Source organism: Larkinella harenae (assembly GCF_054780515.1).
On the sequence record NZ_BAAGWE010000011.1, the window covers coordinates 42,031 to 56,009 of the forward strand.

The window sequence follows — 13,979 nt, forward strand, 5'->3', positions numbered from 1 at the left end:
TTCAGCCCGGCCATTCGATTCGGTAAAAAAGCGATGAATAGAGATTCACTAGATTGGGATAACTTTCCCAACATTACTGACCCGCCGAGTAATGGTAATTGGCCCGGCCAGCGGGGGCGGTATCTCCGCTGAGCCAGAAATCCATCACATCGCCTTCCTGACGAAGGTTATCGCTCCACTTAAACTCAAAATCCGGCTCCCCATTCCGGCCCAGCAGGGATTTAGGCACCTTAATTTCCAGCTTGTTCTGGCTCACTGCGTAATCCACTTCCCCAGCGGGCTGCCAGTTCCAGCCCGCGTCGGTTTTCTCGACGGTCGCCTTCTGCCCGGGATTCACCCGGTTGATCACCAGATCGTAGCCTTCCCAGCCGGTGTTTTTATCCCGGTCGGTATTGATAAAAAGCCGCATCCAGCCTGGGTCCGTTTTGGGCGTCAGCGGTTTCGATGTTTCGACGTAGAAGTAGATATAGTCCTGGTCACGGGCCACTTTGGAGAGAACGATGTCATTGCGACCACTGTCGTTGCGGTACACGAAACTTCCCCAGCCGGGGCTGTTGCGTGGAAGGGTGTTGCCCTTGTGCGCCGAAAATGCCGGAGTCACGGCAGCCCATTCTTCAAATTTGCCGTCGATGCGAATCGTGACCGGCGCGGAAACGGGCTGCTTGGGTGGCAAGCCTTTAAACCGGCGGATGTTGGCGGCCATTTGATAATAGTAATTATCGCCGTGCCCGCCCTTCATCGGCTCGATGTCCCGGCTGCCTTCCTGGTCAAATTCGTCGGGAAAGGCATTGGTTTGCTGTTGCCACACGTCGTAGCGCCCCGCAATCCATTCGTTCCAGCCGGTGATGAAGACCAGTTCGGGGTTGATTTCCAGGGCGCGGTCCCACTGTTCCTGGAAATTGTACCCGTAGTTCACGGCCCCCGGCTCGGTGATCTGTCCTTTCTGGTGGGTGTAGCTCCGCCCGAAGGAGCCGGGCGCATTCAGGGCGGTCAGGCCGCGTTCTTTGGTCCAGTTCTGGGCCACCCCGACGGTTGCCTGTTCGAAGGTACCGTCGGCATTCTTCTTAAAACCGTGTTGCGGATAAATTTCCAGCCAGCCCCAGTGATCGGGCTTTTCGGGTCCTTTGTTGTACACCGGCTGTCCGGGCCGGAAGGTGAAAAATTCGCGTATTTCGTTTTCCAGGGCGGGGTTGGCGGGCTGGCCTTTGATGGGTTCGGTAAAGGCGGGGTCGGCCATGATAAACGGCTTTCCTTTCCACCTGAACCACAAATCCTTATAGTTACCCGGCTTGTACAGATCACGGTAAATTTCGCGAATGATTTCCTTGCCCCCGTCGCCCACCCAAAACGGCAGCATAAAGGCAATCTGCGGGGTTTTGACCCCGTCCTTGCGCGCCTGGGTCCACACTTCGCACAGCTTCAGATACGATTCTTTCCAGGTGAGGTTGCCGTTGGTACAGTCGAAAATGACCATATCAACGCCCGCGTCGGCCAGCATTTCCGCGTGTTTGCGCAGCACCCAGGCATCGGTATCGAGGTAATACCCAAACAACGGCTCGGCCCAGAACCACGGGCTTTTCCGCTTCGGCCAGATCGGATTGTTGTAGTCCTGCACCGCCTTCGGATCGCGGGCCAGGTACTCGGTCACGTTCAGGGCGGGGTTGTTTTTAGCCTGCTGGGTGTGCCACGTCCAGTAGAAAAGACCCACGTACTTGTCCGTTTTCAAAGGGCCCGCCTGCCGGTGCTCCGGCCACTTTCGGCCCACGGCATCAGTGACGGTAACTTCAGCGGAGTAGTTCTGAGCGTTGAGGGTCAGTGTGGCTAGTGTTAAAAGAAAAGTCAGGTTGTATTTCATAAAATCAGGCTTGGAAGTAAGAGTCGTTTCCGGTTTCAAACCGGCTGGTGGCCTCCTATTGGCTCACGATGAAGTTAAACCGGCCACCCGGAGCAACGTCTCCGTTCACGTACCAGTCCAGCGGATCGGTATCCACCTGCATGTTGTCCGACCATTTGAATTCCAGGTTCAGGGGCGATTTCAGGTTGACCAGATTGGCGCGTGGGACGGTGATCATCAGCTGATTGCCCCGCACTTGATGCGTCACCTTCCTGACGTTGTGCCAGCCGCTGTCGCGGTACTGTTGCAGGGTGCTGCAGCCCACCACGCGGTAGTCGTAACCTTTCCAGCCGGTGGCCGCGCTGCGGTCGGTGTCGAGGTAAAGACGCATCCAGTTGTCGCCGGAGTTGGGGGTAATATCAGCGGTGGTCTGGGCGTAGAAATAGAGGTTCCGGGCGTCCTGGGCGACTTTGAGCTGGTCGAAATCGTTCCGGCCGGTTTTGTTCACGTAGGTGTGCGCGGGCTCGGTCTGCGCGCCCGGGTGGTTTCGTTCCTGCGTATCGCCCGTGTAATCGCGGTAGGTGAGCGGTACGCCTTTCCAGTCGTTGAGCCGGGTAATGGTTTTGGATGGCCCCAAAGTAGGATTTGCTTCCACGCCCTTATACCGGCGCACATTGCTGACGAGCTGCATGTAATAATGGTCTTTCAACCCCGCCGTCAGGGAAGGCTCGATGTCGCGGCTGTATTCCGGGCTCGCCTGGTCGCAGAACCACGAATGCTCCGGGTTCGAGTCGTGGCTTTTAAACTTCCCGGCAATCCATTCATTCCAGCCGGTCACGTACACAAACGGCACGTTTTGCTTGAGGGCATAATCCCACTGCTCCTGCACATTGTAGCCGTAAACAATGTCCTTCTTCGGGTCGCCGGGAGAGCCGTTGCGGTAGCTGCGGCCCCAGTTGTCTTTGTTTCCGTAAAAGGCCGAACCGCCCATACCGGCCGTCGGGTTGGGATGCTGGGCAACCGAAACGTTGATGATTTCCCCCTCGCCTTTGCTATTGTAGTGGACCTTCTGCGGCCGGGTGAACGAAATCCACGGCCAGCCGTTCACTTTCTGCTTTTCGGTTGGCCACTGCGATTCGCGAAAGGTGAAGAAAGACTGGAAGTTCTTACCCTCCGCTTCTTTGGAAATACCGATGATCAGCGGTTTGCCGTCGAGCGTATACCAGCAGTCGGGATGCCGGTAGGGTGCGCCTTCCTTGTAAAACAGGTCATAGGCTTCCTGCATCGTCGCGCCGGATTCGGTATTGGTGTAAAAAACGATCTTCGGCGCTTTGCGACCCTGGGCGCGAACGGCATCCATGGCTTTCATGAGTACGTCGGCCTGCTTGCCGTAGGTGAGCCGATTGGTCGCGTCGATGACCAGGAAATCCACCCCGGCGTCGGTCAGGAGCTGGATGCTGCGGAGATGGACCCAGTAGTCATCACCTTTGTAATAACCGTAAATGGGCTGGCCCCAGTAATACATGCCGACGGAATTGTTCGGATCGCCCCCCCAGTGCGGATGGTCGAAATCGTCGAGCACTTCGGGGTGTCTGGACACAATCTCGTTCAAATCCCACGCCCGGGCCGGAGCCACGTCATGCCACAAAAAGTAGAACATCCCGACCTGCCGGTTGACTTTCGGAGCGCCCACGGCGTCGTGCTGTGGCAGCGTCCGGCCCAGATCGTCGGTTCCGGCCAGGGGCTGGGCCCCGGCGATCCGGGCTAGGGCGAAAAGAAGGATGGTGAAGGATAGGGTTTGGTACAGTCTCATAAACGAAAGGGTTAGTCCAGCCAGCCCGGATTTTGCCAGTCCGTTTTGGAGAGGCCGATGATTTTGTCCACCTCGTTCTGGTCAATGGGGTACATCAGGTATTTTTCGGAGAACGCATTGCGGCTAGGAAATTTAAAACGCTTGTAGACGAAGTTCGTCCCGCTCCGGGTGATGCGCATCCCCGTCACGAACCGGTCGGTCTGGTCGAGGATTTTCCAGCGACGCACGTCGAAAAAGCGGTGTTCCTCGAAGGCCAGTTCAATACGACGTTCGTTGCGGTATTTCTTCTCAAAAGCCTCTTTAGCCATGCCTGCCGGAAAGCCCGGCATCCCCGCCCGCGCCCGAACCGCATTCACCGCGTCCCGCGCCGACAGCGTGAGGTTGCCCACCGTCACTGCAGCATCTGGCCCCACCGATTGGTAGGCCGCTTCCGCAAAATTCAGGTACAACTCGGCCAGCCGCAGCAGCCGGACTGCCCCGTCGGCATCGTTGTTCTGCCCCGACCGGTAGTTGTTGAATTTCCGCAGGTAATAGCCCGTGCGCGTGTGTTTGCGGTTTATTTCCGAAATTTCTTCCGCCCCACCCACAAAGGTCTCTACCTTCTTGCCAGTAGGCTGATTAAGGTTACGGACCGCGCCGTTGTAGTAAATGGACGCATAAAACCGGGGGTCGCGGCCAGTATAGGGGTCATCCTCCTTGTACCCGGATTTGGCATTGATCAGGGGCACCGTCCGGTTTGGGTCAGAATAGCCGGTGATGGGTGCTTCGCCGTTGGCCATTTCGTAGGCATCCACCAGGTCCTGCGTCGGGCAGGGGCCCGTACGATCCATGCCCGGATTGGTGGGCAAACCAGCGTAGCGCCACACCTGCATTTTGTCGCCCACGTGGTAAATGGTCTCCTTGTCGGTGGCGCGCTGGTCGTTGGAGGTGGTGAAGAAATAAAGTGCGTAGGTGTTTTGGGCAATGTCGGTGGAGGTTTTATCATCGAACAGCCGGTAACCATTAGCCAGGCACTGGCCTAGCGCTTCGGCATTGATTTCCGTCGCTTTCTGCCAGGTATAAGTCCCATTCGACCAGAGTGGGCTGGCCGCGTAGGTCACCGCCTGCGATTTAATGGCGTAGGCGACGGCCCGCGTCATGATACCGTATTGGTTATCGTAAATCTCCCAAGGCAGGCCGTCGCGTGTGGCCGGGTACGAGAGCGCCTTGTCGCAGTCCGCGAGAATGAACGTGACCACTTCGGAAAACGACGCGCGTTTGTCCTGCGAAAAGTCGTGGTTGATCGGCAGCGGCTTATCGAAAATGGGCACACCCCCGTACCGTTTCACCAATTGCAGGTAATACAGGGCGCGCAGGGTATGGGCCTGAGCCGTCCAGGCAGTCTTCTCCCCTTCGCTGGCGTAAACCGGCGCGGTTTTGATGTTCTCGATAAAAACATTGCACTTGCGAATACCTTCATAAAGCTTGCCCCACGGGCTCCCATCGGCAGAATTATCCTTGTAATTAGTCGATGTGACGTTGCCACCGTACCACACGATGTACCGCGAGCCGGGTGTGATGTCGTCGGCGTCCTGCGCTTCGTCCGTGAAGGAGGCCCGGTCCATGTATGGTTTGGGGACGTAGCCATAGCACGAATTGAGGTAGCCCCGCGTGCGGTTATAATCGCTGAAAACCTGGTCCATCGTAATGCGACCGTCGGTTGGCAGGTCGAGTTGCTCGTTGCAGGACAGCAGCAGGCCTGGGAGCAGGAAGGTCAGGAGAAGGATCTGATGCTTTCTCATGGATTCAAACGGTTAAAAAATGACACTGATGCCCGCATTGAAGACCCGGTACACCGGAAACGCCCGGAAGCCATTGCCTTCCGGCCCAAAATCGTCCGACTTCATGTTGTCCCACGTCAGCAGGTTCTGACCGCTCAGAAGCACACGCGCCCGGTCGGCACGGATCGTGCGGGCGAGCATCGGAGGGAGCGTGTACGAAAGCTCGGCATTCTTCAACCGGAGGTAAGCCCGGTTGTACAGGTAATAATCGCTTGGCTGGTGGTTCACGGTCTGCGCCAGCGACAGGGCCGGTGCCGTAATTGGTTCGCCGGCTGCGTAGCGCTCGGGCGTCCAGGCATTGCGGTGCAGCGCGCCGAATACGCCATCGAAATCGGTTTCCCACACGCCCGTACCCGAGTACATTGTCGCGTAGTTACCGACGCCCTGGAACAGGATACTCAGTTCGAAGTTTTTGTAGGTAACTCCCCCGGTAATACCGTAGATTACACTCGGAATCAGGCCGGTACCCACCGGGGCTTTGTCGCGTTCGTCGATCTTGCCGTCGCCGTTCAGGTCCTGGTAGCGCAGGTCACCGGGGCGGGGTTTGCCGAAGCTGTATTCGAGGTTACGGTTGTTGATTTCCTCCTGCGAGTTGAAAAATCCGTTGCCGTTGCTGTAATCCACTTTGTAGCCAAACATCTGTCCAAAGGAGTAGCCTTCCTGCCAGTTTCGGTAGGCATAATCCTCGGTTTTCCGGGCCTCATTCCAACTGATGATCTTGTTGTTGGCGTAGCTAAGCATCAGGCCCGCGTGCACCGTGAAATCTTTAGTCAGCCGATTGGTATATCCCACGTTCAGATCCACCCCTTTGTTCTCGAAAATGCCCGTGTTTAGCTTCGGATAGTTATCCAGCGGAATGCCCTGGTAAAGTGGGATCGTCGACAAGGCACCCACGACCATGTTGTCCATCCGCTCCCGGAAGACATCCACCGAAACCGTCAGCGCGTTAAACAGGCCCAGATCGAACCCGAAATTCTGCTTTTTCGAAATCTCGGCGCGGATGTTTGGGTTGCCCACCTGGCCTTCGGTGACCAGGTATTGCAGCGACCCGATCGGCCCGCCCCCCTGTACGGTGACGTTGTCGAGGTAGGCGTACCGCGCCAGACCGCTCTGGTCGTTGGCGGTCAGGCCGTAGGCCGCGCGGAGCTTGAGCTTGGTCAGAAATGGCTTGTTTTTCAGAAAGGGTTCCTCCGAAAGTACCCAGGCCGCTGATACCGCCGGGGTGCTGGTGTAACGCACATTCCGGGCGTATTGCTCCGAACCCGAATAGCCCAGGTCGAACTTCAGGAAGTAGCGGTTGGCAAAGCCGTAGGAAGCTTCAAAGCCGCTGCTCACGCGGTTGTAGGGCAACAGGGCGGGGGAAGCATTGTCCGCTTTTGTCAGGTTCTGGTAAAACAGATACGCCATGGCGCCCACCTGGTGCTGGCCGAAGCTGCGCCGGTAGTTCGTGGCCAGGTTGTAGGTCAAATGGTAATAGTACGAATGCGACTTGGAATAAGCCAGGGGCGTGTTGTTCTGCGCCCCTTTTTTGATGAAGGTCAAGGCCGTATCGCTGCTCTGCACCCAGCGTTCGTAGTCCTGCCGGGTGGAAAGGCTACCCACCGAATTGGTCTGGTAGGCCAGCGTTCCAGTCAGATTCAAACCTTTGGTGAGAAAGCCCAGGTCCAGATCAAGGCCAAACTGCGAAACGATGTTGGTCACCGTGTGCCGGGTGTAGCCGGTGCGGTTGAGCATCCCATAGGTCGGCGATTCCACGCGTTCGGTGGTGACTACTTTTCCGCCGGGATCAATCACCTCACCCGACGCGTTTACCACCGGCTGCGTCACGGGGCCGTAGAGGGTCGGCGGAAGCTGGAACAGGCTCGAATACACATCCGCATTGCCCGCGCCCCCGGGGGTCCGCTCGCGTTTCACGTTGCCCGCCAGACGGATAAAGGCTTTCAGGTAGCGGTTCAGGCTCATATCAATGTTCGAGCGGTAATTTACCCAAAGGTTATTTGCATTCGGGTTGTAGCGGGGCTGGTCGGTTTTGAAATAGCCGCCCTGGTGCATGAGGTTGATGTTGGAGAAAAACTGCACCTTGTCGTTGCCGCCAGTCACGTTCACGCTGGCGCGCTGCATGGCGGCAACGTCCTTCACAAAGCGGTTGTACCAGTTATTATTGGGGTACAAATCGCGGTTTTGACCGGAACGGTAGCCCGCAATCTGCTGCGGACTAAACAGGTAATTACGGCCTAGCCCGTCGTTGAAAGCCGCCTGGTTGCGCAGTTCGGCGTAGTCAGCGGCATTGTAAAACGTGGGCCGGGTGGTGACCTGCTGAAACGACTGATCAAACCGTGTTTTAATCTGCAGGGGGCCTTTCCGGCCGCGTTTGGTCGTCACCACTAGCAGACCGTTCGCACCCTGAATGCCGTACAGCGCCTGGGTGGAAGCGTCTTTGAGCACGGTTATGGACTCAATTTCGTTGGCCGTAATGTATTCCAGTGTCTGGCTGCTGTTGTAGGCGTTAATAATGCCGTCAATAATCACGAGCGGACCATTGCCACGGGCAGCCGACAGGCCACGAACGTACAGATTGGTGGTGGCGCGGGAGAGTTCCGAGAACGTTTCCTGCGTGGTCAGCCCCGACAGCCGACCGGCCAGGGTTTGCGTCAGGTTAGCCACCGGCGATTTTTCCAGCTCCTCTCCTTTCACGGTCGAAACCGCGCCCGAGAGTTCGTTACGAGTCTGAGCGGTATAGCCCAACTGGATCACTTCATCCTTATGGTGGGGGTCAAATTCGAGCTGAATGGCGAGATTCTGCTTGTCGGAAACCGCCAGTTTCTGGTTTCGAAACCCATACAAAGAACACACGATTGCTTTGCTGCCGTCGTCAATATTCATGGCAAATTCGCCCTGGGCATTGGTGGACGTGCCGTTTCGGCCGTTTTCTGTGGTGATGAGTACGTCAGCCACCGGCTGTCCCCAGGGATTGCGCACCACGCCGTTGATGGTTGTGGTGGGGTCCTGCGCCACCAATGGACCGGCCAGCAGACCAGCCACAAGCAGGGGAAGGAGCCGGGTTAGTTTCGTTAGGATAAAATCTAGCATGGTGATGTTCGTCTGAGTCCTGGATATTTTTTACCAACCCTGGTTCTGCCAGTCGACGCCGGTAATGGAGCGAAGGCGGTTGGCCTCGTTGAGCGGAATGGGCACCCACAGGAATTTGTTGGTGTAATTCTTCCGCTCGGTCGTGCGCACGGGCCGGCGGTTGTAGGTGAATGTACCGTCGGCATTGCGGGTAATTTCCATGGCGGTTACCCAGCGGTCGGTTTTGGCAAGGTCGTCGGTCGGTTTCGACCAGCGACGGAGGTCGAAATAGCGGTTTTCTTCCATGGCCAGTTCCACCCGGCGCTCGGCGCGAATGCGTTTGATGAGGTCCATTTTGGAAAGCGACGCGGGCAGGGCGGGCATTCCAGCGCGGGCGCGGATTTCGTTGACCGCCCCGATGGCGTCAGTGAGCTGACCGGCCTCGGCGGCCGCTTCGGCAAAGTTCAGGATCACTTCCCCGAGCCGGAAAAGCTTCCAGTTGGCACCGGCAATGGGGTTGTCATTGCCCGAGTTGGGGTGTAGAAACTTGCGCTCGTAATAGCCCGTGCGCGTCGCTTTGCGCGTGCTTGGGTGGATGCCCGTCTGCGGCTCGTTCTTGTAGGTGGCAATCACGCGCGTACGGTTCCCGATGGGGGCGGGATAGTTTTCGAACGATTCTTGTGATTCGGCGAAATTCCACAACGCCTTGCGTTTCGAACCGTTGTAATAAATGGACGCGTAAAACCGTGGGTCGCGGTTGGCGTACGGATTCTTCGGGTCGTAGAGCTTGTTGGCCGAGTTGTAGTTGGGCTGGGTATGCTGATCGTCGAGGTAGGGTTTGTCCAGATCGAGTACCGGCTGGCCGTCCTTCGTTTCGTAGGCATCCACGAGTTCCTGCGAAGGACAAGTACCTGACTTATAGCCATCCTGCGAACCAATGCCGTCGATATTCCAGATGTTGCCCTGATTGTCACGGCTCTGGTAAATCGTCTCGCGGTCCACTGGATTGGGGGTGTACTTCATCGTTTGGGTGAAATATTCGTTGTAGAGGGCGGTTTTTTCGTTCTTATCCGGGCCGAGAAACGCCACGTCCGAGAGGTAAGTCTGCGGTAGATTCACCCGGTTGTAGAGCTCGTAGCCGTTGGCCCGCAGGTTTTCGAGCGACGTTTTATTGACCTGGTAAGCCTCCTGCCAGTAGTCCTGCCCCCCGTTGTTGAGCGGACTGGCCGCGAACAGAATCATCTTGGATTTAAGGGCCTCAGCCAGCGCCTTGTTCACGCGGCCGCCTTCGCTGTCGGTGGTAATGCGCCAGGGAAGCTCGGCGGTGTTCAGCGCCACGTTGCAGTCTTCCATGATGAACTTCACCAGCTCGTAATAACTGGCCCGCTTGACGGTCGAGAAATCTTGTTGAAAATCGTAAGGCTCTTTTTCAATCGGCAGCACGGGTCCGAACCATTTCAGCAGTTCCGAATAGTAGTAGGCCCGCAGCAGATGGGCTTCAGCTTTCCAGCGGGCGCGGTCGGCGGCATTGCGCACGGTGGCCTGGTCGATGCGGCTGAGAAACAGGGTACAGTTGCGGATTGCACTCCAGTATCGGGCCCAGTAGTCGCCATTCCCGCCTTCGGCGCTGATGTTGGTGATCGGGTGATTGCCCGGGGAAGCGTCCCCATTGTACATCCGTCCCGCCATGAGCCCCGATTCGGCCTCGGCGTCGGTGTCCCAGGCTTCGTCACTCCAGGCCACCGGCCCACGGCTCCAGAAAAAGTAGCGCGTACCCTTCACGGGCATGTTGGCGTAGCAACTGTTAAGAAACGCGCCGGTTTTATCGTTGTCGGCGAAAATTTCGTCCATCGTCAGCTTGCCGTCGGGCGCCATATCGAGCGCGTCCTTGCAGGAAGTCACCGTGAAGGATGCGAGCATACATGCATAGAGTAGCTGTTTGAGTTTCATGTTTCGCCGTTAAAAAGTGAGGTTCAAACCGAAGTTGGCCATTTTAGTAACTGGATAACCGAGCGAGCTATCATTTTCCGGATCCAGGTGGCTCAATCTCAGGTGGTCCCAGGTGAAATAGTTTTGCGCGCTCACATACACCCGCAACTTGCTGATGCCGACTCCTTTGAGCATGCCCGCCGGGACGGTATACCCCAATACCAGGTTTTTGAGCCGGGTAAACGACCGGTTCATGATGAAAAAGTCATTGGCCGTGTGGTTGGTGTTGCTGCGGGTACTGAGAGCGGGATAGGTAATCTCCTCCCCAGCCGCGTAGCGCTCGGGCGTCCAGGCGCTTTTGTGGTAATCGAAATAGGTCCCCCGAATGATGTACTCGTACACGCCCTGCTGTTGGTAATTGCTGGAATAGTTCCCCACCCCCTGAAAGAAGGTAGTCAGATCGAACCCCTTGTATTCGAAGGTGAGCGAGAGGCCGTAGGTCACACGGGGAATGTTGGAATAACCGATGGGGGCCTGGTCCTTGTCGTTGATCACACCGTCGCCGTTCAGGTCCACGTATTTGAAATCCCCGACCCGGGGTTCGCCAAAGCCGTAGGTGGTGGTTTTGAGGTAGGTGTCGAGTTCCTCTTTGGAGTTAAAAAAACCGTTGCCGTTGCTGTAGTCAATTTTGTAACCCCACGATTGGTTGAGCGGAAAGCCCGTCGCCCGGTAACGGTAGGTATACGTCTCATCCCGCACCGATTCATCGAGAAACTTCACGGTATTGTGGTTGTAGCCGTAGTTCCCGGAAATCATTATTCGAAAATCCCGGTTGAAAGCTTTGTTGTACGACAACTCCAGTTCGTAGCCCTGGTTATCCACCAGCCCCATGTTCACTTTCGGGATATTGCCCAGGGGCACACCCTGAAATTCGGGCACGGTACCGCGGGAGATCAGGATGTTGCTCCGGCGCTCTTTAAACACATCCACCGATAGGCTCAGATTGCCCAGCAATTGGGCGTCAAGCCCGTAATTCTGTTTCTGGGCAATCTCCCAGGTGATGTTTGGGTTGCCGAGTAGGCCCTGATTAATGGTTTGCCCCAGGCCCAGGCTACCCAGTGGCCCGCTCCCGCCAAGCGTGATGTCACTCTGGTACAGAAACCGCGCGCTACCCATTTTATCATTACCCACTTTCCCATAGGAAGCGCGGAGCTTCAGGTTGGTCAGCAGGCGGTTGTTTTTTAGAAACCGTTCGTTGCTGATCACCCATCCCGCCGAAACGGCCGGAAAAAAACCGTAGCGGTGGCCCGGCGCAAACTGCTCCGAACCATTATACCCCATGTTCACCTCCGCCAGGTAGCGCTCGTCATACCCATAGGTAGCGCGCGCGGCCACGCCGAGGACATTATAGGGAATTTCGCCCGCCGTGGACTCCCAGGTATCGCGCTGGCCGAGAATCATTCCGGTGACATCGTGCCGGCCGAACGTCCGCGCGTAATTGATCGAGCCCTGCATGTTAATGTTATAGCGCGAATCGGCGCCCTTGCTTAGGCTCAGCAGGGTTTCATCCGAGCGTTTGACCGCGTACGTCAGCTCGTCCTTCGCGGGGTTGACTTCCGCCAGGTACAGCCGCTCCGATTTTCTACCCTGCATGGCCGTAGTGGCCCGGGAATCGTAAGAAAGCATTCCTTTGATGCTCAATCCTTTTGTAACGGTGTTGCTCAGATCCCACTCCATGCCAAATGAGGCATTGAGGTTGGAACGGACCTCGTTGCGGTAGCCCATCCGGTTCATGATCTCAAACGCGGAACGGTCCATGTAGCCCGGATCCACAATCTGACCCGGAGCCACCCCGAAGCCGTCGATCGTAACGGGGCCGGGGGTAATGGGAAGAATGGTCTGGGCCTGGTAGATTAGGTCGCTCATCATCCAGCCGGTATCGCTATTGCCGTAGAGCCAGGCGGCTGGCATGTTCACCTGCTCAATATAGCTGCCGATGTTCAGAAACGACTTCAGGGAGTTGGTCACCTTGTAATCGAGGTTGGCGCGGAAGCTGTAGCGATCCATTTTGGACGATGGATCGTAGCCCAGCACCGACCTCGGCTCGGTATTGAGGTTGCCGCCCTGGTGCAGGAAGCCCCCGTTCACGAAGTAAGAAACCTTGTCGGTACCGCCGGTTACGTTCATGTTGACGCGCGTCTGCGGGGCGTAGCGCGAAATGTACTCCCGGTAATAATCGTGGTCGGGGTATATGTACCGGCGGACCCTGGCCTTTCGGGCGTAATCCGGGTCATTGGGATCCAGACCGGCGAGCGGGTTGGCATACTTGGCCATGATGGCGTCGTCGAAGGGCAATGGGCTGATGCCATCATTTTTGGAAGCCTCGTTGCGCAGGGCCATGTATTCCAGCGAATGCAGGCGCTCGGGCTCGCGCGTGAAGGATGAAAAACTTTGTTCTGCATTGATCGTCAGTTCATTCTTCCCCGCGCTGCCACGTTTGGTGGTAATCAGAATCACCCCATTGGCGCCCCTTACCCCGAAAACGGCCGTGGCCGACGCATCTTTCAAAATAGAAACGGAAGCAACCTCGTTGGCATCGAGCGTGCGAATGTTGTCGCGGGGCACCCCGTCGATGAGGATCAGGGGACTGCGGCCGTTCGTGGTTGCCGCCCCACGCAGGTACATCGTCGCATCATCGCGTCCTGGCTGACCGCCCCCCGACTGGATGGAGGTCAGGCCCGGCAAGCGACCTGACAACGAGTTGGCCAGGCTGGCCGATGAACTCTGTTGCAAGACTTCCGACGTAACCGACGCCACCGCCCCCGTTACGGAGACTTTTTTCTGCTCACCGAAGCCCACCACCACCACTTCTTCCAAGGCTTTTTCGTCGACTTTCAGGGTTACCACCAGGTTCGTCATCGTGCCCACGAGCACCTCCTGAGGCACATAACCCACAAAACTGAAAATGATAGCGTTCTTATCGTCCGGCAGCGACAGGATGTATTCCCCTTCGGCGTTAGTCGAGGTACCCAGGGTCGTGCCTTTCACAATCACACTGGCACCGGGAATCGGCTGACCCGTTTCGTCCAGCACTTTACCGGTAATTTCGCGGTTGGTTTCCTTCGGGGCGAGGATTTCGACCGGCTCGGCTTTGAGGGACGTTTTCTTTTCGGCCGCCTTCCGAAGCAGGATCGTTTTCCGGGAAACCTTGTATTCGATGCCCAGCGGTCCAAGCAAGGTTTCGAGCACAGTATCAAGGCGTTGGTTCTGGCTGTCAAGGCTCACCTTGCGATCGGCGCGGATTACCTCGGCGCTGTAGATAAACCGTACCCGCGTCTGCCCCTCGATTTTTTCGAGAACTTTATCCACCCCTAAATAACTAACGCTTATTGTTATACGTTGACTTAAGATTTCCTGGGCGCGCAGGTCTTTTGCCAGCGAAAGGTGGATACCAAGAAGCCAGAGTAAGCAGGGGGTAATGCTGATTTTCATGATCCGTAAAATGATCTTTCTG

At 56.8% G+C, this 13,979-nt stretch carries 6 protein-coding genes; all 6 read right to left on the reverse strand.

Annotated features, from left to right (window positions below; genetic code table 11):
• Positions 1 to 73 precede the first annotated feature (73 nt).
• The 6 genes from ACYVH9_RS28210 to ACYVH9_RS28235 are packed head-to-tail and all read right to left on the reverse strand — an operon-like array spanning position 74 to position 13,957.
• Positions 74 to 1,855, reverse strand: coding sequence for a glycoside hydrolase family 71/99 protein (locus tag ACYVH9_RS28210; RefSeq protein WP_460639789.1), 1,782 nt, complete (start codon positions 1,853 to 1,855; stop codon positions 74 to 76).
• Positions 1,856 to 1,910: 55 nt separating this feature from the next.
• Positions 1,911 to 3,647 carry a hypothetical protein gene (locus ACYVH9_RS28215; RefSeq protein ID WP_460639790.1) on the reverse strand — a complete coding sequence of 579 codons (1,737 nt, stop codon included), beginning with the start codon at positions 3,645 to 3,647 and terminating at the stop codon, positions 1,911 to 1,913.
• An 11-nt stretch (positions 3,648 to 3,658) separates the two neighbouring features.
• Positions 3,659 to 5,428: a RagB/SusD family nutrient uptake outer membrane protein gene (locus ACYVH9_RS28220; protein ID WP_460639791.1), complete on the reverse strand. Its 1,770-nt coding sequence runs from the start codon at positions 5,426 to 5,428 to the stop codon at positions 3,659 to 3,661.
• A gap of 12 nt (positions 5,429 to 5,440) precedes the next feature.
• Positions 5,441 to 8,557, reverse strand: coding sequence for a SusC/RagA family TonB-linked outer membrane protein (locus tag ACYVH9_RS28225; protein WP_460639792.1), 3,117 nt, complete (start codon positions 8,555 to 8,557; stop codon positions 5,441 to 5,443).
• 30 nt (positions 8,558 to 8,587) lie between these two features.
• Positions 8,588 to 10,486 carry a RagB/SusD family nutrient uptake outer membrane protein gene (locus tag ACYVH9_RS28230; protein ID WP_460639793.1) on the reverse strand — a complete coding sequence of 633 codons (1,899 nt, stop codon included), beginning with the start codon at positions 10,484 to 10,486 and terminating at the stop codon, positions 8,588 to 8,590.
• Positions 10,487 to 10,495: 9 nt separating this feature from the next.
• A complete protein-coding gene (locus tag ACYVH9_RS28235; RefSeq protein ID WP_460639794.1) occupies positions 10,496 to 13,957 on the reverse strand; it encodes a TonB-dependent receptor in 3,462 nt (1,153 codons plus the stop codon).
• Positions 13,958 to 13,979: the final 22 nt, after the last annotated feature.

Bases quoted from the DNA above. Each gene is read 5' to 3' on its own strand.
- ACYVH9_RS28210 (WP_460639789.1), bottom strand. From the start codon at position 1,855: ATGAAATACAACCTGACTTTTCTTTTAACACTAGCCACACTGACCCTC.
- ACYVH9_RS28215 (WP_460639790.1), bottom strand. From the start codon at position 3,647: ATGAGACTGTACCAAACCCTATCCTTCACCATCCTTCTTTTCGCCCTA.
- ACYVH9_RS28220 (WP_460639791.1), bottom strand. From the start codon at position 5,428: ATGAGAAAGCATCAGATCCTTCTCCTGACCTTCCTGCTCCCAGGCCTG.
- ACYVH9_RS28225 (WP_460639792.1), bottom strand. From the start codon at position 8,557: ATGCTAGATTTTATCCTAACGAAACTAACCCGGCTCCTTCCCCTGCTT.
- ACYVH9_RS28230 (WP_460639793.1), bottom strand. From the start codon at position 10,486: ATGAAACTCAAACAGCTACTCTATGCATGTATGCTCGCATCCTTCACG.
- ACYVH9_RS28235 (WP_460639794.1), bottom strand. From the start codon at position 13,957: ATGAAAATCAGCATTACCCCCTGCTTACTCTGGCTTCTTGGTATCCAC.